The organism is Reinekea forsetii, assembly GCF_002795845.1.
Lineage (GTDB): Bacteria > Pseudomonadota > Gammaproteobacteria > Pseudomonadales > Natronospirillaceae > Reinekea > Reinekea forsetii.
On sequence record NZ_CP011797.1, the window covers coordinates 2,934,944 to 2,958,712 of the forward strand.

Annotated in this window: 22 protein-coding genes; 16 read left to right on the forward strand and 6 right to left on the reverse strand. The window is 54.4% G+C overall.

The annotated features are described in order from the left end of the window. Positions 1 to 31: 31 nt before the first annotated feature. From REIFOR_RS13440 to REIFOR_RS13450, 3 genes are all read right to left on the reverse strand, one after another. Positions 32 to 1,780, reverse strand: a complete 1,749-nt coding sequence (locus REIFOR_RS13440) for a type IV pilus assembly ATPase TfpB (RefSeq protein ID WP_100258051.1) — start codon at positions 1,778 to 1,780, stop codon at positions 32 to 34. Further along, positions 1,777 to 3,252 carry a CYTH domain-containing protein gene (locus tag REIFOR_RS13445; RefSeq protein WP_158524388.1) on the reverse strand — a complete coding sequence of 492 codons (1,476 nt, stop codon included), beginning with the start codon at positions 3,250 to 3,252 and terminating at the stop codon, positions 1,777 to 1,779. The genes REIFOR_RS13440 and REIFOR_RS13445 overlap by 4 nt, the downstream gene beginning before the upstream one ends. 238 nt (positions 3,253 to 3,490) lie before the next feature. Further along, on the reverse strand, positions 3,491 to 3,913 hold the full coding sequence (locus tag REIFOR_RS13450) for an OsmC family protein (protein ID WP_193437305.1): 423 nt from the start codon (positions 3,911 to 3,913) through the stop codon (positions 3,491 to 3,493). A gap of 269 nt (positions 3,914 to 4,182) precedes the next feature. On the opposite strand from REIFOR_RS13450, the gene crp reads away from it, so the two are divergent. From crp to pyrF, 5 genes are all read left to right on the forward strand, one after another. Continuing rightward, the gene (gene crp, locus REIFOR_RS13455) at positions 4,183 to 4,833 is read left to right on the forward strand and encodes a cAMP-activated global transcriptional regulator CRP (RefSeq protein ID WP_100258054.1); all 651 of its coding nucleotides are present in this window, start codon (positions 4,183 to 4,185) and stop codon (positions 4,831 to 4,833) included. Positions 4,834 to 4,978: 145 nt separating this feature from the next. After that, positions 4,979 to 6,370: an oxygen-independent coproporphyrinogen III oxidase gene (gene hemN / locus REIFOR_RS13460; protein ID WP_100258055.1), complete on the forward strand. Its 1,392-nt coding sequence runs from the start codon at positions 4,979 to 4,981 to the stop codon at positions 6,368 to 6,370. 190 nt (positions 6,371 to 6,560) lie between these two features. Then, entirely contained in the window at positions 6,561 to 7,817 is a 1,257-nt protein-coding gene (gene argA, locus REIFOR_RS13465; protein WP_100258056.1) for an amino-acid N-acetyltransferase, read from the forward strand. Between the two features lie 11 nt (positions 7,818 to 7,828). Next, on the forward strand, positions 7,829 to 8,188 hold the full coding sequence (locus REIFOR_RS13470) for an SDR family oxidoreductase (protein ID WP_100258057.1): 360 nt from the start codon (positions 7,829 to 7,831) through the stop codon (positions 8,186 to 8,188). Between the two features lie 21 nt (positions 8,189 to 8,209). Continuing rightward, positions 8,210 to 9,010, forward strand: coding sequence for an orotidine-5'-phosphate decarboxylase (gene pyrF / locus REIFOR_RS13475; protein ID WP_100258058.1), 801 nt, complete (start codon positions 8,210 to 8,212; stop codon positions 9,008 to 9,010). Between the two features lie 87 nt (positions 9,011 to 9,097). On the opposite strand, the gene msrA is transcribed toward pyrF, so the two are convergent. Further along, complete coding sequence (msrA, locus tag REIFOR_RS13480; RefSeq protein WP_100258059.1) at positions 9,098 to 9,718, reverse strand: peptide-methionine (S)-S-oxide reductase MsrA; 621 nt, start codon at positions 9,716 to 9,718, stop codon at positions 9,098 to 9,100. 80 nt (positions 9,719 to 9,798) lie between these two features. On the opposite strand from msrA, the gene REIFOR_RS13485 reads away from it, so the two are divergent. The 11 genes from REIFOR_RS13485 to REIFOR_RS13535 all read left to right on the forward strand — a co-directional run bounded on the left by REIFOR_RS13485 (position 9,799) and on the right by REIFOR_RS13535 (position 22,608). Next, complete coding sequence (locus REIFOR_RS13485) at positions 9,799 to 10,203, forward strand: PilZ domain-containing protein (RefSeq protein ID WP_100258060.1); 405 nt, start codon at positions 9,799 to 9,801, stop codon at positions 10,201 to 10,203. 447 nt (positions 10,204 to 10,650) lie between these two features. Further along, the gene (locus tag REIFOR_RS13490; protein WP_100258061.1) at positions 10,651 to 12,375 is read left to right on the forward strand and encodes a peptide ABC transporter substrate-binding protein; all 1,725 of its coding nucleotides are present in this window, start codon (positions 10,651 to 10,653) and stop codon (positions 12,373 to 12,375) included. Between the two features lie 238 nt (positions 12,376 to 12,613). Continuing rightward, positions 12,614 to 13,537, forward strand: coding sequence for an oligopeptide ABC transporter permease OppB (oppB, locus tag REIFOR_RS13495; RefSeq protein WP_100258062.1), 924 nt, complete (start codon positions 12,614 to 12,616; stop codon positions 13,535 to 13,537). A 17-nt stretch (positions 13,538 to 13,554) separates the two neighbouring features. Continuing rightward, positions 13,555 to 14,484, forward strand: a complete 930-nt coding sequence (locus tag REIFOR_RS13500; protein WP_193437306.1) for an ABC transporter permease subunit — start codon at positions 13,555 to 13,557, stop codon at positions 14,482 to 14,484. A gap of 13 nt (positions 14,485 to 14,497) precedes the next feature. Beyond that, positions 14,498 to 15,466 carry an oligopeptide/dipeptide ABC transporter ATP-binding protein gene (locus REIFOR_RS13505; RefSeq protein WP_100258063.1) on the forward strand — a complete coding sequence of 323 codons (969 nt, stop codon included), beginning with the start codon at positions 14,498 to 14,500 and terminating at the stop codon, positions 15,464 to 15,466. After that, entirely contained in the window at positions 15,463 to 16,458 is a 996-nt protein-coding gene (gene oppF, locus REIFOR_RS13510; protein WP_100258064.1) for a murein tripeptide/oligopeptide ABC transporter ATP binding protein OppF, read from the forward strand. Before REIFOR_RS13505 ends, oppF begins: the two co-directional genes overlap by 4 nt. 162 nt (positions 16,459 to 16,620) lie before the next feature. After that, the gene (ilvD, locus tag REIFOR_RS13515; protein ID WP_100258065.1) at positions 16,621 to 18,468 is read left to right on the forward strand and encodes a dihydroxy-acid dehydratase; all 1,848 of its coding nucleotides are present in this window, start codon (positions 16,621 to 16,623) and stop codon (positions 18,466 to 18,468) included. Between the two features lie 132 nt (positions 18,469 to 18,600). Continuing rightward, entirely contained in the window at positions 18,601 to 19,947 is a 1,347-nt protein-coding gene (locus tag REIFOR_RS13520) for an AsmA family protein (RefSeq protein WP_145980299.1), read from the forward strand. Then, positions 19,919 to 20,983 carry an A/G-specific adenine glycosylase gene (mutY, locus tag REIFOR_RS13525; protein WP_100258067.1) on the forward strand — a complete coding sequence of 355 codons (1,065 nt, stop codon included), beginning with the start codon at positions 19,919 to 19,921 and terminating at the stop codon, positions 20,981 to 20,983. Before REIFOR_RS13520 ends, mutY begins: the two co-directional genes overlap by 29 nt. Next, positions 20,980 to 22,326, forward strand: a complete 1,347-nt coding sequence (locus tag REIFOR_RS13530; RefSeq protein WP_100258068.1) for an MATE family efflux transporter — start codon at positions 20,980 to 20,982, stop codon at positions 22,324 to 22,326. Before mutY ends, REIFOR_RS13530 begins: the two co-directional genes overlap by 4 nt. A 9-nt stretch (positions 22,327 to 22,335) precedes the next feature. After that, the gene (locus tag REIFOR_RS13535) at positions 22,336 to 22,608 is read left to right on the forward strand and encodes an oxidative damage protection protein (RefSeq protein WP_100258069.1); all 273 of its coding nucleotides are present in this window, start codon (positions 22,336 to 22,338) and stop codon (positions 22,606 to 22,608) included. Positions 22,609 to 22,660: 52 nt separating this feature from the next. On the opposite strand, the gene REIFOR_RS13540 is transcribed toward REIFOR_RS13535, so the two are convergent. Both REIFOR_RS13540 and REIFOR_RS13545 read right to left on the reverse strand, forming a co-directional pair. Continuing rightward, positions 22,661 to 23,344 (reverse strand): RluA family pseudouridine synthase, encoded by a 684-nt coding sequence (locus REIFOR_RS13540; protein WP_100258070.1) that lies wholly within the window; start codon positions 23,342 to 23,344, stop codon positions 22,661 to 22,663. Beyond that, positions 23,345 to 23,683: a DUF2956 domain-containing protein gene (locus REIFOR_RS13545; RefSeq protein ID WP_100258071.1), complete on the reverse strand. Its 339-nt coding sequence runs from the start codon at positions 23,681 to 23,683 to the stop codon at positions 23,345 to 23,347. Positions 23,684 to 23,769 lie beyond the last annotated feature (86 nt).

Sequence of the window (23,769 nt, forward strand, 5' to 3'; positions counted from 1 at the left end):
GGACGACCGTTGGCAGGCTGCTGACCCAGAGCTAACGGGTGTCCGGGGTCACGCGCAGAACTTCATCGGCGGTCGTGCTACCGGCCGCTATTTTACGCGCTCCAGACAAGCGCAAACTCAGCATACCTTGACGAATAGCGGCTTTGCGCAGGCTTTGGGGATCGCAGCCGTCTTGCACCAGATCCGCTAGAGCGTCACTCATCACGAAGCTTTCATAGACACCCGACCGACCCGAGAAGCCGGTATTGCGACATTCTAGGCAGCCCACCGGCTGATAGACTCTGGCCGGTTTTCTTGCCGACCAGGGACGCATCAGCTGTTGCCAGGTGGCGTCGTCGATGTCCGTTTCGGCCTTACAATGCGGGCACAGGGTGCGTATCAACCGTTGCGCCATCACCCCGAGAATGGTCGATCTAAGCAGATACCCGGGCACACCGAGATCGAGCAGTCGAGTGATCGCCGATGGCGCGTCATTGGTGTGCACCGTCGATAACACCAGATGGCCGGTTAGAGCGGCCTGAATCGCCATTTGAGCGGTTTCCAGGTCGCGAATCTCACCGATCATAATGATATCCGGATCTTGACGCATCAGGGCGCGAATACCCTCAGCAAAATTGAGATCGATAGTGGCTTGGATCTGCATCTGATTAAAGGCCGGCTCAATCATTTCGATCGGGTCTTCGATGGTGCAGACATTCACCTCAGAGGTGGCCAAACTCTTAAGGGTGGCATAGAGGGTCGTGGTTTTACCCGACCCGGTAGGCCCGGTCACCAATATAATACCGTTGGGTTGGCGAATCATGGCGCGCCAATTGGTCAGGTCGTCATCGGACAGGCCGAGCTGATCGAAGGTCTTGAGTAACACCTGCGGATCGAAGATCCGCATCACCAGTTTTTCACCAAAGGCGGTCGGCAAGGTCGAGAGCCGCAATTCAACCTCAAGGCCATCCGGCGTCTTAGTCTTGACGCGGCCATCCAATGGCCGGCGTTTCTCGGCGATATTCATTCGGCCAAGAATCTTGATACGACTCAATACCGCCTGGCCGACCTGAATCGGCATCTGATACACCGAATGCAACACCCCGTCGATGCGCAATCGAATATGCGCATATTCGCGCCGCGGCTCGATATGGATATCGCTGGCGCGTTGCTCAAAGGCGTATTGGAATAACCAGTCGACGATATTGACTATATGCTCATCGTTCGCCTCGGGGCTGGCCAGTTTGCCCAGTTCTATTAGCTGTTCGACATTGCCCAAACCGCTGCCCTGGCCCTTACCGCTGGCACGGGTGACAGAACGATTGAGCGCGTAAAACTCCAAGCCAAAGCGCGCGATGTCATCGGGAACTGCGAGGAATTTATCGATCTTACGGCGGGTCACTTGAGCGATGGTCTCTTCCCAACCGGTCAACAGGGGCTCACTGGTGGCAATCTGGACTCGATCCGCGCTAACCTTGAGCGGCAACAAAGAATAGCGTTTGGCGTATTCATAAGACATGATCGAGGCAAGGGATTCGACATCAACCTTGAGCGGATCTATATGGATAAAGGCTAAGTCCAAGGCTTCCGCTAACCACTGGGTCAGAGTGAGTGCGGTGAGTTTTTTACCCGGGTGGGCTTGATCGGCAAGCCCAAAGGCCGCGATCTGGTGAATGGCGTGTGTGTTAGGGTCACGTTTTTGGCTGCGCGCCTTGGCCGCCTGCGTCGCGCTGAGTCGTTGGCTTGTTTCCAGTTGAATCAGCAGGTCGTCAACCTGCAGCTTCCCGGGCAGTAAATTCAAATAGGGCTTTCTCCTAAGGCCTCCCGACCACTAATTAGCTTATTGGCCAACTGCTTAATATCACGCAGCAATACAGTCTGCGAGCGGGTCCAACTGTGAATGCTGGCCTGTTGTTCAAAGGGCAAATCATTGAGCCAACCTTTCAGCTGAGTTACCACATCGATGGCCGATAAGCGGGATAAATTATCTTCCAAGGCCTGCAAGGGTGCGCGAAGATCACCCAATTCTTTGCCATAGAGTCGGTCGAAATACTGGCACAACATCAGTAAGCGATGCACTGCAGGGGACTGCGACAGGGCGTTGCTGGTGCTGCCGGAAAAGCAATCGGTGCGCAATTCGTTTAATGCCTTGTCAAAACTATAGTCCAGACCATCGGTCACCGGTTGCTCACCAAAACGGACCTGTTCGGCCAGTTGACCCACACGCCACTGCTGGCCGTGCAACCAGGCGGTCAGGCACAGAATACGACTGCCCAATTCTGGATTATTCTGTAACAGCCGCAAGGCCTTTAAAGCCTTTTTAGCCTTACTTTGTTGCAAACTGATGGCCACTGACTTGGGTTCGTCCTCCGCATCTTGCGACAGCGCAAAGCAGGCCGGCCACCAAGATAGGATTGGCGTGACGGTTGCGGAGATCCACTTGAGCTGGTCGTGGGCATAGTCGATCTGCGTCTTCGGCATCATGCCTTGGAACCATTCGATCTCGGTATGCATATTGCCCAGCGTGACAACAAACTCCTGCAGATGGCGCCATTGCTGCGAGGACCAAAACACTTGCCAACTGCGTTGCAGCCGCTCCATTTCATAGCCAAACAGGGCACAAAAGGCACTTTCCATGCTTTGTTGGGGAACTATATCGGGTAATTCAACATGGTTGTCGGTAAAGCCATTACAGATGCGATGACCGCGTTCGGCTTTCGATATATCCGACGGCATCACCGCCACTCGCGCACTTATTTCCAGCGCCAGAGCGAACAGATCCGAGAGTTGGCCGTCTTTTAACTCCAGTTCGAGCTCAGAGATGGCGTCGCTACCGGCCTGACACGCTACCTGACCGAGGTCGAGTACCAGCTCGATTTTGGATAGATTATAGGTAATTTGCCAGCTGGTGCGGGTGAAATTGGTACTGAACAGGGGTTCCAGCTGCTCGGCCTGAAGGCCCACTGGCAGGCCCTGTTCGGGAAATAGGGCCATCTCTAGGGTATTGCTGGTTATGCCATACTCCCACTCATCGCGCTGGTGCAGACCGCCACTGTTCAGGCCGCGCGTTTTCAGCGTCTGGAGATAACCCTGCGGCGTCTTACGTATCCGCAGTGCAGAACCAACCTGGGTCAATTGACGCGCTGGGGTATCAAAGTAGGTGTTTTCCAAAAAAGCTGTTTCGGCCGAATAGGCCGACAACAACTCTAGGGCCAGAAAGTCGTCGATCGACTGTTCACTGATGGTCAGTTTTAGTTCTATTTCCTGCGCCATATTGCCCTGTCCTTTAAGCCAGCCTGCTTTGGGTTGATGATTCCTATTGTTATCAGCTGAGGGATTAGACACCCAGCTGTATTGGGTCACATGCCGATTATTGTTATCCATAGAGTGTAGGTGCTAAATGGACTGTAACCCAGTTTGGCCGGCAGAAAAACTAAAAATGAGTCAACACGCAAACCGACAGGCTTAAAGAACCTAGGGGTGGAGCGGCATTGATCTCCAGACTGGAACCTTAACTGACCTCGATCAGCTCATGACTGTGGCTTATTTCGACGCCACCTTGCTCCAGCATCAGGGATGCACTGCAGTATTTTTTGGCAGACAATTCGATCGCTCGGTGCACTTGGGACTCTTTTAGAGCTCGACCGGATACTAAAAAATGAATATGTATTTTGGTGAATACCGCCGGTACCGTCGTTGCCCGCTCTGCTTGCAACTGAATTTGACAATCCACTACGTCTTGACGGGCTTTTTGCAAAATACCGACCACGTCATAGGCGGTACAACCGCCGAGCCCGACCAGGAGCAATTCCATCGGTGTTGGCCCCTTGGCAGCGTCGGAATCCCGCGCCGCACCGTCGACAAAGCCGGTGAAGCCGCTATTTGACTCGTATGAAAATGCTTTCTCGCCAACCCACTGCAATGATGTTTTCACTTTTAATCGATCTCCTAAAAAATTGAGCGCCATAACGCAGACCCATATTATTGAGCATTGGTACGCAATTGACAGCGCTAATTTTGAAATTTCGGCTAAAGTTGAGTGAGGTAGGTAAAAAGAACATGACTTTTTAAAAGGGGAACTGCGTCAAACAACTGATGTTTGGCCATGGCCAGCTTGCTGTAGCTACCCCATAATAATTGGACAGCTGAGTCATCGCCCGTCGGTGCTGTTCAGCCTTTCAGTAACATTGGAATCCACTTTCTATGCTACATAATACCCTAGAACATAAGCACCTAGATTACTTCCTATCCCAATGTCATCGGCGGCGCTATCCGGCCAAAACTACGCTGATCTATGCCGGGGACAAGAGTGACTCCCTCTATTACATCATCAAAGGCTCCGTTTCGGTCATTATCGAGGAAGATGATGGTCGCGAAATGATTATGGCTTACCTGAATGCCGGCGATTTTTTCGGCGAAATGGGCCTATTCGATTCATTAAATTCCCGATCTGCTTGGATCAAAACCAAAAGCGAATGTGAAGTAGCCGAAATATCCTACTCCAAGTTTCGAGAAATCACCCACAACGACGCCCGCATTCTGTACTTTATTGGTGAGCAGATGGCTACTCGGTTGCGCAACACCACCCGCAAAGTAGGCGATTTGGCCTTCCTCGATGTCACCGGCCGGGTTGCTCGCACCCTGCTCGAGCTGTGCAAACAGCCGGATGCCATGACCCACCCTGAAGGCATGCAGATTAAGATAACCCGGCAAGAAATCGGTCGTATCGTAGGGTGCTCACGCGAGATGGTTGGCCGAGTATTGAAGGGCTTGGAAGAGCAAGGCCTGGTGTCCGTCAAGGGCAAGACCATGGTTGTGTTCGGTTCGCGCGAATTCTTTCAACAGGGCACCTAGGGACTTAAGCTATTAAACGTTATGCAAACATCCCTCAGGGGTGCGTTGGAACGGGGTAACCCACCGTACGCAGCCTAATGCTTGATTCAGGTCAGTGCCTAATGCCTTGTCTGTCGCTAAGGTAGTCAAAACACTGGAGAATCAGATGACACCGGCCAATAAGTGGTATGTGCCTTGGGATGATGCCCTCATCCGCCAATACGATGTCACTGCACCACGCTACACCTCCTACCCGACCGCCGCGCAATTCCAATTATTGGCGCCAAAAAAGGTACAGGAGCATCTTGACCGGCAACGCCCGGTCACTGATCCCCTCTCGCTGTACCTCCATATCCCCTTTTGCCAACATATCTGCTTTTATTGTGCCTGTAATAAAATTGCGACCAAGGATCGCAGCCGGGCAGATGGTTATCTGGATATGATCGAACGGGAAATGGCCCTCCAGGCGCGCAACTTTGGCCATCGACCCATCAGCCAACTGCACCTCGGCGGCGGCACGCCGACCTTTCTCAGCAACGGTCAAATGACCCGACTATTGGATCTGGTCGCGGTCTACTTTGACTGGGACCCAGTAAACCAACCCGGCGAGTTCTCCATCGAGCTGGATCCGCGTGAAACCTCCGATGAGATGCTCCAGCTTTTGCGCCGGCGAGACTTTAATCGGCTCAGCTTCGGGGTTCAAGATTTCGACCCTCGGACCCAGGTTGCGATCAATAGAGTCCAGTCCTTTGAGCTGGTCCAGCACAAGGTCGCAGCGGCCCGGGATCTAGGCTTTAATTCGATCAGCTTTGATCTAATATGCGGTTTGCCACATCAGACCAGTGCATCGTTCGCTCGCACTTGGGAACAGACCCTAAGCCTGAGCCCCGAGCGCATCAGCCTCTATAACTATGCTCATCTACCGGACCGGTTTAAACCGCAGCGGCGCATCGACCCGGCCAGCATGCCGAGCGCCGATACCAAACTGCATATCCTGCGTGACAGCATTGAATTACTGCAACAGGCCGGCTATCTCTATGTCGGCATGGATCATTTCGCCAAACCCAGCGATGCGCTGGCGACAGCCTTGCAAGAAGGCAGCCTGCAGCGAAACTTCCAGGGCTACTCGACCAAGGCCGAAACCGACATGCTGGCCTTGGGCGTCTCGTCTATCAGTCAAATCGATGGTGTTTACCTGCAAAACCATCACGATGTCGAGACCTATGACGCCTTACTGGGTCAATCTCAGCTGGCGATCAATCGAGGAGTTTTTTTAACCGCGGACGACAAGGTGCGCCAGTGGATCATCGGCCAATTGGCCTGCCAGGGTCGACTCTCGCTGACTGAGGTATCGGCCCGTTTTGATATCGATGCGCCGACCTATTTCCGTCACGCCTGGGCCGAGTTGGGTAAGCTGGTAGAGCATGAGCTGGTGACCATCGATGTCGACCTGGTCACGATTCGCCCCCTAGGCCGCCTACTCCTGCGCCCTATTCTGGTAACCTTCGATGCCTACTTCAGGCCCGGCACAGCTGATCGATTTTCCAAAGTCCTTTAATCGTTAGGGCACAAATAACACCTTGATTGGCGCCAATTCCCGACCCCGCACGGCGTCAGCGGGTCGGCGATGAACGGTCCCAGGGCGCCGCTTCGGCATCCGCTATAAAAAACCTATCTGGCCGCTTTCGATGTTTGACGATACACTGCTTTAATGTGCCTTGAGTCCCCCTCCTTTTAAGAGATCAACTATGGATTTTGTCAGTCATTTTCGCAACAGTGCGCCCTATATTCATGCCTACCGTGGCAAAACCTCGGTTATCTGGCTACGGGATCAGGTCCTGGATAACGAACGACTGACATCTATTATCAGTGACCTCACGCTGCTCAATAGCTTGGGGCTGCGTTTGGTGGTGTTGTTTGATGCCGACTGCTTTGCGACCCGGTTAAATGATAAGGAGGCGATCGACGAAACCAGCTTGGACACCCTGGTGGCGGCCATCGGACGCCGCCGTTATGTGATCGAGGCGCTGTTCAGTCAAGGCCTGGCCAATTCGCCGATGCACGGTGCTCGCATCCGCGTGGTAGGCGGAAACTTTGTCATGGCGCGTCCGGCTGGTGTCTTTAACGGTATCGACCTAAAAGCTCAAGGCCGGGTCAGACGAATTGATCATCTGGCCATTCGCGAACACCTCGATAAACAACATCTGGTGTTGATGCCACCATTGGGGTATTCGATCACCGGCGATATCCTCTATTTGCCGCCGGAGCAGTTGCTGATTGAAATCGCCAAACAGATCGGCGCCGACAAGGTCATTATAGTGGGCGACAACCCGCTATCGCTGTCCGATAACCAAAAGGAGATGGGTGTGCCGGCATTGGAACAGATACTCAGCCAGGCGGATCCGAGCACCCCGGCCTACTTGGAACTTCAGGTTGCCGCCCTGGTCAGCCGTGCCGGCATTCCACGCTGTCATGTGATCGATGGCACCGCCGATGGCTCGCTACTGGCTGAGCTGTTTACCCGCGATGGTGTCGGGACCCTGATCGCCCTGGATCAATACGACACCTTTCGCCAGGCACGAATCGAGGATGTTCAGGGTATCCTAGCCTTACTCAGGCCGCTCGAAGAGCAGAATATCTTGGTTCGACGAGATCCGGAAAAGCTGGAAAACGAAATCAATCATTTTTATGTCAATGAACGCGATGGCATGATCATTGGCTGCGCCGCCATCTATAAATTATCCGACGATCAGGCCGAATTGGCCTGTGTCACGGTGCACAGCGATTATCAGAAGAAGGGTCGAGGCGATGCCCTATTGAGTGCCATCGAAAAGCAGGCGCGCAAAGAAAACATCAAGAATCTCTTTGTCTTGACCACCCAAACCGAACATTGGTTTGTTGAACGTGGCTTTAGGCTAGTCAGCGTGCAGGACCTGCCCGAGACGCGCCAAAAGCTGTATAACATTCAGCGCAATTCCAAAATATATATGAAACTGATTCGTTAATAGGGCAAACCATGAACTTGCTACGCGAACCTATCGACGTGCTATTGTTGTCCAATGTGATGCGGGCCGGCGTCGCGGCACTGGTTAAAAGCTTGGCCAGCCAGTTGTCACCCTACGGTATACGCGTCAACAATATCATCCCAGGCTTGATTGCCACCGATCGTATCGCTACCCTCGATGCAGCGCGCTCTGCTCGTTCGGGGATCAGCATCGAGGCCCATCGCGAGCAGGTTTGGGCGCAGATACCGGCTAAACGCTATGGCCAGCCTGAAGAATTTGCCAATGCCGCCACCTTTCTATTGTCGGATGCGGCAAGCTACATCAACGGCACCGGCCTGGTTGTCGATGGTGGCAAAATGAAATCCCTATAGTAACTCGACTGGAGAACCGTCTTGAGTTTTAGTAACCAAATCAAACAGCGCTGGCAACAGGGCACCGCCGTCTGTGTCGGACTGGACCCTCTGCCAGAGTTGTTCCCAGCCGCCGTGAGCGATATTTTCGCCTTTAATAAGGCCATCATCGACGCCACTGCCGACCTGGCCTGCTGCTTCAAACCGCAATTTGCGCACTATGCCGCGGTTGCCGCCGAGCCGGCGCTGAAGCAAACCATCGCCTATATCCGTGAGTTTTACCCAAGCGTTCCGGTCATTTTGGATTCCAAGCGCGGCGATATCGGCTCCACCGCGACGATGTATGCGCGCGAGGCCTTTGAGCACTATCAGGCCGACGCCGTTACGGTGAATCCCTACATGGGTTCGGATACGGTCTTGCCTTTTGCCGACTATGCCGACAAGGGCGTGATTGTCTTATGTCGCACCTCTAACCCCTCCGCCGGTGAGTTCCAAAATCGTCTCATCGATGGCGAACCGCTCTATCTGCATGTGGCGCGCCTGGCCCAAGAACAATGGAATCGACATGGCAATATCAGCCTAGTGGTCGGCGCCACTGCACCTGAGGAGATGCGCCGCATACGCGCGGTCGCCCCGGATCTGCCGTTCTTGGTCCCAGGCATAGGTGCTCAAGGGGGGGATCTTCAAGCAACGGTCGATAATGGTCGCTTCGCCGGCGGTCAGGGCCTAATGATCAACTCATCGCGCGCCATCCTGTACGCCTCGAGCGGGGCAGATTTTGCCCAAGCGGCCCGTGCAGCAACCCTGACACTAAAGAACGCCATCAACCAATTAGCGGAATGACACCGCACCCCTTGGTTTATGGTTCTTGCCGGTGACCCAATAGTTGGTTATCGGCAACCACAAGTCGATCAACGGCCAACAGTTGCGTTAGAGCGCGCAGACCACGCCAGTGCCCTTAAGGCCGCAATAGCCTCTGGGATTTTTGTGTAGATACTGCTGATGGTAGGTTTCTGCATAGTAAAAGGTCGGCGTTGCGCGCAGCTCGGTACTAATTTGACCCAGGGAGTTCAGCGTCAGTTGCTGTTGAAAGGCGTCCAGCGAGGCCTGGGCGACCACCAGCTGGTCTGCACTACCATAGATCGCTGAGCGGTATTGGGTACCGACATCATTGCCCTGGCGCATGCCCTGCGTCGGGTTGTGTGCTTCCCAGAAAACCTTCAGCAGCGTCGTCAAGCCAATCTCATTCGGATCGAACACCACCTGCACTATTTCAGTATGTCCGGTTTGGCCGGAACAGACCTCATCATAGGTCGGGTTCGGTGTGTGCCCACCGGCATAGCCTACAGCGGTGTTCTTAACGCCAGGCAAAGCCCAAAAGAGTCGCTCCGCACCCCAAAAACAGCCCAACGCGAGCCAGACTGAGGCGCAATTATCGGGCACGTGCCGCATATCAATCGCCAAAACGGCGTGCTGAAAATCGAGTTCCATCGCCTGCGCTCGACCCGGCAAACTTTGAGCTACACTCGGTAAGCTGCTGTTATTCGACATATTACACCTCGTTAGTTTTATATTGCGACCCCGCTAGGGCCGCTCTATAGGAATTGTGCCCCACACTTTGGAGACCCGCTATGGAACCTAACAAACGCCGGTTTCAGCGCATCCCGTTCGATGCGCAGATCAGAATGACCCTTACGGACAAAAACCGAGAGCCGATCACCGGGCTGCTCCAAGACATCAGCCTCAAGGGCGCGCTAATCACGGTCAGTAAAGCCTCTACCGTGTTGACGATTGGCCAGCGCGGCGCACTAAAGATACGGCCCGAGCAGAGCGATATCGAATTCAACTTCACCGTCGAGGTCGCCTATGCGTTGTCTGATAAGCCGACCTATGGTCTGAATCTAGTCGGTCTCGATCTAGAATCTGCGAGCTATCTACGCCGTCTAATAGAAGTCAATTTGGGCAATGACGATGGCCTGCAACGTGAATTCAGCCATTTGATAGAGGCCATGGTAGCAGAGCACACTAGCCTTTAGCTCAACAAGGGCTAACGCTTAATTCCAGAGACTATTTTTTTCGCCCAAAACACTGTGCGGCAAGCTGTACAGTAGCAAGTCAATAAAAGGCACAAATAGTGCAGAACACCATTGATGTTTTTCACAAGACGTGTCAGATTTCATAACAACATTAACATTAACAACAATAAGACAAACGGTAACAATCTGTACATGACCCACGGTTTTACGTCGCTGATTAATTCCAAAGGCCAATAGAGGATTATTTTTGAAAGTGAGTCGCAGTCAGCCTGCCTTGGCCTGTTTTTTGATTGACTATTAACGGCAAAAAAACGGTCAGATTGACACTGCCTTTCGGCACCCTAAGGTAAGACTCATGCACTAGATGCAGTAAAGGGACACTCATATGTCCAACAATTATAAGACCGCCTTCCAAAGGGGCTTACTATGACACTTAGAGGAACTCACATGAAACCATTTCAAAAAACACTGGCCGCTGCGCTGGTCGGAACGTCGATATTACTCACCGGCTGTTCATCTGATAATGACGCTGACGCCAGCAACACTGACGCCGCAAACGATACGGCCGAGCTGGCCTTAGGTGTCGCGGCGAGTGTACCCACTATCATCGCGGCGGCGATGCATCCGGTAACGGGCGAGACCTTAGCAGCAGATCAAACCTTTACCTATTGGGCGCTTGACGAGCACAGCTCGTTCGACCCACAGATAGTCGAAGATGTTGCCGGTTCGGACCATGTGCGCAACCTCTTTGAAGGTCTGTTAAGCCAAGATGCCGATGGCAATCTGGTACCCGGCGTCGCAGAGCGCTTCGAAGCCTCTGACGATAAGAAAACCTATACTTTCTTCCTGCGTGAAAATGCCAAGTGGTCCAACGGCGATCCTATTACCGCCAATGATTTTGTCTACGCCTGGCAGCGCGCTGTCGACCCCGTGACTGCATCACCCTATTCCTGGTATATGGAAATCATGGCGATCAAAAACGGCGCCGAAATCATTGCCGGTGAACAACCGGTTGCGAGCTTGGGCGTCAGCGCTGTTGATGACTATACCTTCCAGGTTGAGCTGAGTGAGTCCTTACCCTACTTCCCGATGATGGTCTCTCACTCCACGACCTTCCCGACCCACAAGGCAACCATTGAGCAGTTTGGCAACGAATGGACCAAGCCTGAAAACATGGTCAACAACGGCGCCTATAGCCTGACCGAGCATGTGGTTAACGAACGGGTTGTGATGGAACGCAATAGCAACTATTGGAATGATGCCGAGACCATTATTGAAAAAGTGGTTACGCTGGTCATACCAGATGACAACCAGGGTCTGATCCGTTGGAAAGCCGGTGAACTGGACCGTGGTCCGGTGCCCTCTGGTCAGTACCTAGCCTTGAAAGCAGAATTCGGTGCTGACGTCGCGGTATCTGTACCCAGCCTTTGTACCTACTATTATGCTTACAACCTGAGCGCCAGCGGTTCAGAAGCCCTGAAAGACAAGCGTGTTCGCCAGGCGCTGTCCTATGCCGTCGATCGCTCGATCATCACCGAAAGCATCCTGCAAGCCGGTCAGATCGAAGCCTATACCTTTACACCGGGTGCCACGGCGGGCTTTGAGGTGCCGGATGTCGAGTTTGGTAAACTGACTCAAGCAGAACGGGATGCCAAGGCTATTGAATTGTTAGCGGCGGCCGGTTACGACGAGAACAATCCATTGTCGGTCGAGATACTCTACAACACCTCTGAAGGCCATAAGTCGATCGCAACTGCCATTACCCAGATGTGGAAGTCCAAGCTGGGTGTTAACGCCGAAATGAACAACATGGAGTGGACCACCTTCTTGGAAGAACGCGGCAATCAGAACTTTGATATCTCGCGTGGCGGCTGGTGTGGCGATTACAATGAAGCCTCCACCTTCCTCGATCTGGTGCGCAGCGAATCGGGCTACAACGATGGCAAATGGGTCAACGCCGAAGTCGATCAACTGATGACTCAAGCCAAGACCATGGCCGATCCGAGTGCGAACTATACGCGCATCGAACAGATCGTCGCCGACGAGATGCCACTGATCCCGCTCTACCATTACACCAGCGTCTTTATGCTCGATTCCGAAGTAAAAGGCTGGCCTTACAACAACGTGCAAACCAACTGGTATGCGAAAAACCTGTATAAAGTTGCAGAGTAACGTCGCGTTGCCAAGCTAATAGATTAACACCGCCGCTGGCGGTGTTTTCTGTTACAGGGCTGAAAAACGCTGGCGAGCTTGTCGTCAACCAGATACCTCATCCCATCGGCACCCGCAGTGGCGTATTTATAAATAATAGTGAAAAACTGAATTTTATTTATCTAATGGCGCTCGCCCAGAGGTATGTCTGAGGCGAAGATGCGCGTTTTTTGACACCGGTTAGACTAGGATAGATCTTATGTTCAGTTTCATTTTCAAGCGTTTGCTTACCGCGATCCCGACGCTGCTGATTCTTATAGTAGTATCCTTCGTACTGATGCACAGTGCCCCCGGCGGTCCCTTTAGCCGAGAGAAGAAACTGCCTGCTCAGGTTCAAGCCAATATCGAAGCGAAGTACGGTCTCGATAAACCATATAGCGTACAAATTTTGAACTATGTCAGCGGCATTGTTTTCCATTTCGACTTTGGCCCGTCCTTTAAATATAAGGATCGCAGCGTCAATGATCTGGTCCGGGCTGGCTTTCCCGTGACCCTGACCTATGGCTCAATATCCGCCCTAGTGGCGGTTTTATTTGGCGTGACCATGGGCGTTATCGCGGCTCTGAATCACAACACGTGGAAAGACTATGCCGCGCTCAGTTTTACCTTTTCGGCCCAGGTGTTGCCTAACTTTGTGATGGCCCCGCTGCTGGTGCTGTTCTTCACTCTCTATTTGGGCTGGCTCCCCGGGGGTGGCTGGAACGGTGGCAAGCCGGAATACATCATCCTACCGGTAATCGCCTTATCAACCAGCTATATGGCAACCATTGCCCGTATTACTCGCTCCTCCATGTTGGAGGTGCTCAATTCTAACTTTATCCGCACGGCTAAGGCTAAGGGCTTGCCCTACAGTCGCATCGTGTTCAAGCATGCGCTCAAACCGGCCTTGCTGCCCGTCTTGTCTTACTTAGGACCGGCGATGGTCGGCCTGATCACCGGCTCGGTGGTCATCGACCAGTTTTTTACCACCGGCGGTATCGGGGTATTGTTTGTTAATGGCGCCTTGAGCCGAGATTACTCGACCATTATGGGCATCACCATTTTAGTCGGCGCACTCACCATCTTGTTAAATTTAGTGGTCGACGTGCTATACGCCTGGATCGATCCAAAAATTCGTTATTAAGACAGTAAGGACCGGCAATGATTGTCAATCAGAAGAAAATGTCCGACCTGGCTGAACACCTGTTACAGGCCGAGGAAGTCCAAGGTCGCTCCCTGTGGGCCGATGCCTACAGTCGATTTCGCCGCAATAAGGCTGCGCTAACCGGCGTGATCACGCTGGTCCTGGTCGTGTTGTTCGCCCTGATCGGGCCGCTCTTTGCCCAATACAGCAACGAAGAAATCGACTGGGCGGTGATCGGCCAGGTCAAGCAACTGGGTGCGCCCTCCTTTACCTCAGGGCATTATTTTGGCACCGATGATCTGGGTCGCGATCTCTTCGCGCGCGTCATTCAAGGCACCACGGTCTCGCTGATGGTTGGCTTTATCGGCTCCTTTGTCGCGGTGATTGTCGGCACGCTCTATGGCGCGGTGGCAGGCTATACCGGGGGTCGGGTCGATAACTTTATGATGCGACTGGTCGATATCCTGATGTCGATTCCCTATATGTTCGTGTTGATTATTATGTTGGTTATCTTTGGTCGCTCGATTGAAATGCTCTTTCTCGGCATCGGTCTGGTGTCTTGGTTCGATATGTCACGTATCGTCCGAGGTCAAACCCTGAGTATTAAAAACAAAGAATATATCGAGGCGGCTATTGCCGCTGGGGTGTCCAACTTCACCATCATCTTGCGCCACATAGTGCCCAACCTGATCGGCATCGTCGTGGTGTATGCCTCTCTTTTAGTGCCAGGTTTTATTATGGCCGAATCCTTTATTTCCTTTCTCGGCCTGGGCATTCAAGAACCGGCGACGTCCTGGGGCGCGCTGATTAACCAGGGGTCGCGCACAATGCAATACGGCACCCTGTGGCAACTGTTGTTTCCGCTGTTTTTCTTTGTCATCACACTGTTTAGCATGTTCTTCATCGGCGATGGTTTACGCGATGCCCTCGATCCAAAAGATCGCTAATTAGGAGCGCACAATGAGTTTATTAGAAGTTAAGGACCTCGGCGTTCAGTTCCAAACCGGTGATGGCGTTGTCAGTGCGGTAAACGGCGTGAACTTCACCATAGCGGCCGGCAAAACCTTGGCCATAGTGGGTGAGTCCGGTTCGGGCAAAAGCCAAACGGCCTTTGCTATCATGGGCCTATTGGCGCAAAACGGCTGGACCACCGGCAGCGTGAAGTTTAACGGGCTGGAAATTTTAAACCTGCCGGAGCAGGGCCTGAACAAGATCCGCGCCGAACAGATTGCGATGATCTTTCAAGATCCGATGACCTCATTGAACCCCTATATGAAAGTCAGTGAACAGTTGATGGAAGTGCTGATACTGCATAAGGGCATGGACCGCAAATCCGCTCTGGAGGCGTCGATTCGGATGCTCGATGCGGTCAAGATTCCCGAAGCCCGGTATCGGGTGCACCTGTATCCCCATGAGTTTTCCGGTGGCATGCGCCAACGGGTGATGATTGCCATGGCATTGCTGTGTCAGCCGAAGCTATTGATTGCCGATGAACCGACCACCGCGTTAGATGTCACGGTACAGGCTCAGATTATGGCTCTACTCAACGACCTGCAACGCGACTTTGGTACCGCCATCGTGCTCATCACCCATGACTTAGGGGTCGTGGCCGGTTCGTGTGAAGACACCCTAGTTATGTATGGCGGCCAAGTAATGGAGTTCGCCAGCACCCAAGATATTTTCAAGAGCCCATCCCACCCCTATACCCGCGGCCTGTTATCGGCCATCCCGCGGCTCGATCAGCGCGGTGCGCGGCTCAATACCATACCCGGCAATCCGCCCAATATGTTACACAAACCAATCGGCTGCCCCTTTGCCGAACGCTGCGGCAATGCCAGCGATCATTGCCTGAATGAATTGCCCGAAATAGTCTTTTATGACGGCAACCGGCAACGTGCTTGCCATAAGCCGGCGGAGGAATTGCAATGACCCAGGCACGCGAAAAACTGTTGGCGGTCGAGGACCTCAAGGTCTATTTCGATATCTACCCGGCCAACGCCATGCCCTGGACCAAACCGCACAAGCTGAAAGCGGTCGATGGGGTCAGTTTTGACATCTACGCTGGGGAAACCCTAGGCATTGTCGGCGAATCCGGCTGTGGTAAGAGTACCTTGGCACGGGCGGTGATCAAGATGGTGCCCGCCGAAGCCGGTCAGGTGCTCTGGTTAGGCCAGGATTTGCTGACGCTGAGCAAGAAAAAAATGCAGGCCGCACGCAAAGATCTGCAGATGATCTTCCAAGATCCCTTGGCCTCACTCAATCCGCGCATGACCATCGGCGATATTATTGCCGAACCGCTCAAGACGCACTATCCGGCGATGCCGACGCCTGAACGCAAGCTCAAGGTGAAGGAGATGATGGTCAAGGTGGGTCTGCTGCCGAACCAGATCAATCGTTACCCACATGAGTTTTCCGGCGGTCAGTGCCAGCGCATCGGCATCGCCCGGGCGCTTATTCTCAAGCCGAAACTGATTATTTGCGATGAGCCGGTATCCGCCCTCGATGTCTCGATTCAAGCCCAGATCGTCAATCTATTGATGGATCTGCAGGCCGAAATGGGTCTATCGCTGATCTTTATCGCGCACGACCTGAGCATCGTGCAACACATCAGTACTCGAGTAATGGTGCTCTACCTGGGCAATGTCTGCGAAATCACCAGCAGCGAGCAACTCTATGCCCGGCCGCGGCATCCCTATACTCAAGCACTGATTTCGGCGGTACCCATTCCCGACCCGGAAATTGAACGCAACAAGAAGTTGATCTTGATCGAAGGCGACCTGCCCTCGCCGATCAATCCCCCCTCAGGTTGTGTGTTTCGCACCCGCTGCCATAAGGTACAGCCAAAATGCTCCGAACAGCGCCCGCCCTTAGCCGATTTGGGCGCAGATCATCGGGTCGCTTGCTTCTATCCAGCAGGTTAGATCGCTGTTAAAGCGGTCAATACAGGCCGCCACAGCGGTCTTTGCTGACCCTGTATCGGGTTCGATGCGAATAGACAAACACCGCCGTGCAAAAAACACACTTACCTTGTTAATCAGAAGGGTTAAGATAAGCTAACTTGACTCACAGTGCAGGACTTTCATATGCCGCAATATCGTTCAAAAACTTCCACCTCGGGTCGCAATATGGCCGGCGCTCGGGCGCTATGGCGTGCGACGGGTATGCAAGACGATGACTTTCAAAAGCCAATCATTGCCGTGGTCAACAGCTTCACCCAATTTGTGCCGGGCCATGTCCACCTAAAGGACATGGGTCAGCTGGTTGCACGCCAGATCGAGAAGGCCGGCGGCGTCGCCAAAGAATTCAATACCATTGCGGTCGATGACGGTATCGCCATGGGTCACGACGGCATGCTCTATAGCCTGCCATCGCGCGAGATCATCGCCGATTCGGTCGAGTACATGGTCAACGCCCATTGCGCTGATGCCATGGTGTGTATTTCCAACTGCGATAAGATCACCCCAGGCATGCTGATGGCTGCCATGCGAGTCAATATTCCGGTAATTTTTGTCTCCGGTGGCCCGATGGAAGCCGGCAAGACCAAGCTGGCCGATCACGGCCTGGATCTGGTCGATGCCATGGTTATCGCCGCCGATGACAACGCCACCGATGAAGAAGTCGCCGAATATGAGCGTAGCGCCTGCCCAACGTGCGGTTCGTGCTCGGGCATGTTTACCGCCAACTCGATGAACTGCCTGACTGAGGCTATTGGCCTATCACTGCCGGGCAACGGCACAACTCTCGCGACCCACTCCGATCGCAAGCAGCTGTTCGAGCGCGCCGGTCAGCTGATCGTTGAAATCACCAAAGACTATTATGAAAACGACAATGAGAACAGGTTGCCGCGTGTCATTGCCGGGTTCAAGGCACTGGAAAACGCCATCACGCTCGATGTTGCTATGGGCGGTTCAACCAACACCATCTTGCATTTGCTGGCCATCGCGCAAGAAGGTGAGATCGACTTTGACTTAAAAGATATAGACCGAATTTCCAAGACCGTGCCCCAACTGTGCAAGGTTGCACCCAACATTCAGAAATACCATGTCGAGGACGTCCATCGGGCAGGCGGTATCTATGGCATTCTCGGCGAGCTCGATCGGGCCGGAAAGTTACACACCGATTTGCCGACCGTGCACTCGGCCACCCTGGCCGACGCGTTAAAAACATGGGATATCATGCAGAACAATGATCCCGCGATCGCCGAATTCTATAAGGCCGGTCCAGCCGGCATCCCGACCCAAACCGCGTTCAGCCAGTCCACCCGTTGGCCCACGCTGGACGGCGATCGGGCTCAAGGCTGCATCCGTTCCATCGAACACGCTTACAGCCAGGAGGGCGGCCTGGCCATCCTCTATGGCAATCTGGCGCAGGACGGTTGCGTGGTCAAAACCGCCGGGGTCGATGAAAGTGTGCACAAGTTCACCGGACCGGCGCGGATCTTTGAAAGCCAAGACTCAGCCGTATCCGGCGTACTCGACGGCAGCGTGTTACCCGGCGATGTCGTGGTTATCCGCTATGAAGGACCCAAGGGCGGACCGGGCATGCAGGAAATGCTCTACCCGACCAGCTATCTGAAAGCCAAGGGTCTCGGCCAAGCCTGTGCCCTGGTGACCGACGGTCGTTTTTCCGGCGGCACCAGTGGACTGTCCATTGGCCATATTTCGCCTGAAGCGGCCTCCGGTGGAAATATTGCCTTGATCGTTGAAAATGATCCGATCGAGATCGATATTCCTAATCGGGGTATCAACCTGATGATCAGCGATGCGGATCTCGCGGCCAGACGTGAGGCCATGAATGCCCTCGGCGCGCAAGCGTGGAAGCCGACCGAAGTGCGCACCCGCAAAGTCTCGCGCGCGCTCAAGGCCTACGCCCTATTGGCGACCAGTGCCGACAAGGGTGCGGTGCGCAACGCCGAGATGCTCGACGACTGATCGCATTGGGGTTTCGGTTGCTGTTTGCGCTGCGCGCGAGCAGGCCGGACCCGCGTCAGAAACACCAGTTAAGGCGGGATGTGCAGCACCATGGCACCCCGCTTTTTGTTTTTTTACACCGAGGTAGATTGCTTGAATCCCGTCCTCTTGAGTCCTGTCGCATTCAATCGCAACGTTGCGCGCCTACTGGCCCTATTCGCTGCTAGCCTGCTCGTGCTGGTCAGCGGCTTTAGCGGGTTCAATTGGTTGCGCTTCTCGCCCGAACAATGGCTCAGCGCGCACCTGCCTCCGAACACCCTGGTTTCGATCCACGCTCAGGCCGATCAGCAGCGCATGGGCACCGCGCTCAGTTGGCAGCAATTGCAGGTCGAATGGGACGATCGGTTTTTTACCGCCGAACGGGTCGAGCTGAACTTCAATCTGCTCTCAGTTCTGCTCGGTAAGCCCCGAGCCGAATCGCTGAGCTTCAGTTCACCCCTGCTCAGTTTGCCGCAACAGCCAGTGGATACCGCCCTATTGCGCTTACTCATTGCCTTGGGTGCACACCAGCTGACGATCACCAACGGCGCTATTGCCAACGGTCAGCACGAGGTGCAGCACCTGGAGCTGTCGATGATCCGTAACGGTGCCTTCGGGGAATATGCCGTGCAAGCCTCGGGTCAAATCGACAGTGGGCCGTTGAGTGCCCGGCTAAACTATTCGCTGCTTATGGGCCTAGACGGACAAGACCGACTGGTACTGGGTAAGAATCAATTCGATGGCCAGATCAACATCGAGAACTGGAGTGCTCGGCTAGCCGGTAAGATTAAGTCGCTGATTATCGCCGCCGATGGTGATCTTGAATTCAGCTTTATCAATTGGTCATCGGCCTGGCAAAACACTAGCGTCGCGGATCCGATCAAGCTCGATTGGGCTGGGGGCATCAGTGCCGGCACCTGGGCCCAAGAGCAGTTACAGGTGGCCAAGTTTGACTCGGCCATCGCCTATGTCGATGACCAAGATATCGGTCATACGCTCGCGATGCAGTCGAACGAGGCTCGGCTAAAAGACGGCCAAGTGGTCGGTCAGGTCGGTCTATCGCTATTGGCCAATTTCCCCGCGGGTAGCCCTTGGCAGAGTTACAACCTGGTGATGACCGGCACGGTCGAGGAGGGTGCCGCCCTGCTCGACTGGCGCGATCCGCAAGTGCTGTTGGCGACCATCGCCGCCAACCAAGAGCAGAACAGTCATCTGCTCACGATGCGCCGCCTGAGTATCGACCGGGCCGCCGGCCGCTGGCTGTTTGATGATGGTGACTGGACCGCGCAACGCGCCGAGCGCATCATCGGCGACTATGGCTTTGGCCGTCTCGCCGGCAACTGGCCGAGCCTGGAGATTACCGAAGCTCCGACCATCGCGGCGCAATTGCAGCCCCCACTCACCCTGATCGCGTCTGACGTAGAATATTTAAATGCATTGTTCAACCGCCTGGTTCCGTAAACAAAGTCTCGCCTGGTACGACCAAAACGGCCGTAAAACCCTGCCCTGGCAGCAGGGCAAGACGGCTTATCGCGTTTGGCTGTCTGAAATCATGTTGCAACAAACCCAGGTCACGACCGTTATCCCCTATTTCGAGCGTTTCCTGCTCGCCTTTCCGACCGTGGCCGATTTGGCCGCGGCTCATGAAGACGAGGTGCTGCATCTGTGGACCGGTCTGGGCTATTACGCCCGGGCACGTAACCTGCATCGAAGCGCGCAACAGGTGGTCCAGGAATGGGGTGGCCAGTTCCCGCAGCAAGCGGAGCAACTGATTACCCTGCCGGGGATTGGTCGTTCAACCGCCGCGGCCATCGCCAGCTCGGTATTCAATGTCCGGGCGGCCATTCTCGATGGCAATGTTAAACGTGTGCTGAGCCGCTTCTTCGCGCTACAAGATTGGCCCGGCACCCGCCAGTCGCAAGACCAGCTCTGGCTCTGGAGCGAAACCCTGACCCCAAGTGCCCGGGTTGCCGATTACAACCAGGTGATGATGGATCTTGGCGCACTGATCTGCACGCGCACTAAGCCGGCGTGCGAACGCTGTCCACTGGCGGCCAAATGCCTGGCCCGGCAAAGCGGGCAGACGGCAAGCTTGCCAGTCGCCAAACCGAAGCAGATCAAGCCGATTAAGCATACCCATCTGTTGATGCTGCAAACACCCGATGGCCATGTCCAGTTAAGCAAACGACCCAATTCCGGGATCTGGGGTGGCCTGTACAGCTTTCCGGAATTTGCCGACCTCGACGCGCTGGAGGATTTTTGCCAATCCTACAAGTTGGTCAAGGCGCTCGATGCCTGGCCGGTGTTCCGCCACAGCTTCAGTCATTACCATCTGCAGATCACTCCGGTACTGGCCGCGATACGTCGACCCTTGAACGAGGTGCGCGAGACCGAACAGCTCTGGTATAACCCGCTGTTGCGCCCTGACGAAGAACAGGCCGTTGGCCTGCCAGCACCGATCGCGGGCCTGTTACAAAAACTGGCACAGGCACTGTGAGCGCGATTGGGCAGGGGCTGCCAGCCAAAAGCCCGCTCAAGGCCATTCTCCGAATTGCCATCCCGGTCAGCCTGCAGGCGCTCATCAGCTCATCGCTGAGCTTTGTTGATATCTATATGGTCAGCTCATTGGGCGTCAACAACATCGCCGCCGTCGGGCTGATCAGCAAGGTCTATTTCGTCTTTATTGTCGCACTGTTTGGTCTGACCAGCGGCATTTCCATTTTGGTCGCCCAATATTGGGGCTCCGGACGCAAGTTGGCGGTCAATGGCTTGCTCTTTGCCGGCCTGATGTGGGTCGCCTTAGTCACCGTACCGCTGGCCCTGCTCGGCTTTTTTGCCAGTCACCCGCTGGCGGCCTTATTGAGCCCGGATGCGGCGGTGGTGCAGATCGCCGACCTCTATTGGCGCTGGACCTCGCCCTTTATCCTGCTTACCGGTATCAGCATGGTCCTGGCCACCGTTCAGCGCGCGACCGGTGATAGTATCTGGCCCATGGTCGCCTCGGTCATTGCGCTGCTGAGTAACACCGGCATGAACTACCTGGTGCTCTTTGGCCCGATCGAGTCGTTGCGCATCGGCATGCCGGGGGTGGCCGTGGCAACCAATCTCTCGCGCTTATTGGAGGTCAGCCTGCTCTTGATCGTGCTGATCCGCCATCTGCGCCCGACCTGGGTTTGGCAACGTCAAGCCATCGCGCAAATCTGGCATCAAGGCAAGGTCCTGACGATCCAGGAAGCGCTTTGGTCAGCCGGTATTTTTGCCTTCTTTATTGTCTATTCCTATATGGGCCCAAATGAACTGGCGGCGATGAGCCTGCTGTCACCCATCGAGAACATGTTGGTTGATGTTTTTATCGGCTTTGGTGTGGCCACAGGGATTCTGCTGGGTCAGCATCTGGGGCGCAACGAGTTTGACGAGGCTTGGGCCTTGAACCAGTATGTCTTAACCCGATTTCCACTCGCAGCGCTGGTATTTGCCTTTGTCATGATGCTCTTGAGTCAATTTTTTATCGCCCAATTCAGCGGTATCAGCGAGTCGGTTGAGGACCTCTTATTGGGGGTCTGGCTGATCTATTGCCTAGCCTTGCCGATTAAGACTCACAATCTGATTGCCGTTATTGGCGTCTTGCGCTCCGGGGGTGACAACCCCTATGTGTTGAGGCTCGAGCTGATCTCAATTTGGTTACTGGCCCTGCCCTTGGTGGCGCTGGCGGGTTTATATTTCGGCCTACCCTTGTGGCTGGTGGTGATGGTCACGGTCGCCGAAGAGGCTGCTAAGGTGGCGCTGTTTCGGTCACGCATTAACAAACGTATTTGGCTTAAAAACTTAACGATTAATTAAAGGTATTCCATGACTCGACTGGTAGTATGCAGTAAATTTAAGCGCGAATTGCCCGGCCTGGAACGGCCGCCCTTTCCCGGACCCAAGGGCCAGCAGCTGTTCGAGACGGTCTCGCAGCAAGCCTGGCAGCAATGGCAAGAACACCAAACTCGGCTGATCAACGAAAAACATTTGGTGATGAGCAAGGCCGACGATCGGCGTTACCTGGGCGAGCAGATGACGCTGTTTTTGTCCGATGCCGATTTCGATCAAGCCGAAGGCTATGTGCCCGAAACCGAGTAAGGCCGCGGTTTGATGGGCTTGGTGGCTTAAAACAGTCGCTAAGAACGGTCCGTTAAAACGGACAGTCACTGCGGCCTAAAAAGCGCTCACCGCTAACCGGATGTTCAAAGGCTAGGGTCTCGGCATGCAGCAGTAATCGACTGGCCATCCGTTCGCTCTGCGGCGTACCATAGAGATCGCAGCCCAGGATCGGATGGCCCAATGCGGCACTGTGAATGCGCAGTTGGTGGGTCCGGCCGGTCAGCGGACTAAACCGGACTCGAGTACTGCCCAGCGCATCACCCTGCCCGGTTATCCGTTCCAGTACCCGATAGTGGCTACTAGCGGCCTTACCGCTGGTCAAACACACCTTCAAGCGCGGGAAATTAATCGGGTCTTTCGCTATGGGCAGATCGATCTGCCCGGTCTCTTCTTTGAGGCATCCGGCCAGCACCGCCTGATAGGTTTTAACCACGGTGCGGGCCTGGAATTGCCGATTGATATGGGCCGCAACCGGCTTATTCAGCGCAATCACTAAGACCCCAGAGGTGCCCAAGTCGAGTCGATGCAAGAGTAGCGCCGTGGGAAACTGTTGCACCAGCCGATAGTGCACTGAATCCCAGTTGAGCGGGTTTTTGCCCGACAGCGAGAGCAGCCCGCTCGGTTTGTTGATCAACAACAGGCTGTCGTCCTGATAGAGAATACGGATCGCCTCGGAACAGGGCGGCGCGACGAAGGTGTCGATGGGCAGGCTCATCTATCCGGCCAAGTGGCTCAGCCCCTCGTAGATCGCAAAACCCAGCCAACTGAGCACTAACAATAGCCAAGGCACCCAGTTCCCTGCCCCGCTGTCCGAAGACTCATCGACCAATGTCGTATCTTCTGCTGCCAGCTTAGCCGCAGCCGCCAGAGCCTTCTTGCGCTCCTTATCGCGCTCGCGGCCCTTGGCTTTTTGCAACTTCTTATATTCGGCAATGCCCTTCTCGATACCTTGGGCGACCAGCTTGGTTTGGGCCTTAGTTTGACCCGGCTTTTGATGCACATGGGCCATCTTTAGAGCATCGGCCTGAATTTCATTGGACAGTGGTTTTGCCATCGGCGCTGTTGAGCCTCGCTGTGTTGAGCAGAATTGGATCGAGCAGGTCACCTGCCATTGTTGCCTAAAGCCGTGGCCAGATCAAT

Excerpts from the sequence above, each read along its gene's own strand:
- REIFOR_RS13505 (WP_100258063.1), top strand. The coding sequence starts at position 14,498 with ATGAGTTTATTAGAAGTTAAGGACCTCGGCGTTCAGTTCCAAACCGGT.
- REIFOR_RS13470 (WP_100258057.1), top strand. The coding sequence starts at position 7,829 with ATGAACTTGCTACGCGAACCTATCGACGTGCTATTGTTGTCCAATGTG.
- mutY (WP_100258067.1), top strand. The coding sequence starts at position 19,919 with ATGCATTGTTCAACCGCCTGGTTCCGTAAACAAAGTCTCGCCTGGTAC.
- REIFOR_RS13545 (WP_100258071.1), bottom strand. The coding sequence starts at position 23,683 with ATGGCAAAACCACTGTCCAATGAAATTCAGGCCGATGCTCTAAAGATG.
- REIFOR_RS13535 (WP_100258069.1), top strand. The coding sequence starts at position 22,336 with ATGACTCGACTGGTAGTATGCAGTAAATTTAAGCGCGAATTGCCCGGC.
- crp (WP_100258054.1), top strand. The coding sequence starts at position 4,183 with ATGCTACATAATACCCTAGAACATAAGCACCTAGATTACTTCCTATCC.
- REIFOR_RS13485 (WP_100258060.1), top strand. The coding sequence starts at position 9,799 with ATGGAACCTAACAAACGCCGGTTTCAGCGCATCCCGTTCGATGCGCAG.
- REIFOR_RS13490 (WP_100258061.1), top strand. The coding sequence starts at position 10,651 with ATGAAACCATTTCAAAAAACACTGGCCGCTGCGCTGGTCGGAACGTCG.
- oppB (WP_100258062.1), top strand. The coding sequence starts at position 12,614 with ATGTTCAGTTTCATTTTCAAGCGTTTGCTTACCGCGATCCCGACGCTG.
- ilvD (WP_100258065.1), top strand. The coding sequence starts at position 16,621 with ATGCCGCAATATCGTTCAAAAACTTCCACCTCGGGTCGCAATATGGCC.
- REIFOR_RS13500 (WP_193437306.1), top strand. The coding sequence starts at position 13,555 with ATGATTGTCAATCAGAAGAAAATGTCCGACCTGGCTGAACACCTGTTA.
- msrA (WP_100258059.1), bottom strand. The coding sequence starts at position 9,718 with ATGTCGAATAACAGCAGCTTACCGAGTGTAGCTCAAAGTTTGCCGGGT.
- REIFOR_RS13540 (WP_100258070.1), bottom strand. The coding sequence starts at position 23,344 with ATGAGCCTGCCCATCGACACCTTCGTCGCGCCGCCCTGTTCCGAGGCG.
- argA (WP_100258056.1), top strand. The coding sequence starts at position 6,561 with ATGGATTTTGTCAGTCATTTTCGCAACAGTGCGCCCTATATTCATGCC.
- oppF (WP_100258064.1), top strand. The coding sequence starts at position 15,463 with ATGACCCAGGCACGCGAAAAACTGTTGGCGGTCGAGGACCTCAAGGTC.
- hemN (WP_100258055.1), top strand. The coding sequence starts at position 4,979 with ATGACACCGGCCAATAAGTGGTATGTGCCTTGGGATGATGCCCTCATC.
- REIFOR_RS13445 (WP_158524388.1), bottom strand. The coding sequence starts at position 3,252 with ATGGCGCAGGAAATAGAACTAAAACTGACCATCAGTGAACAGTCGATC.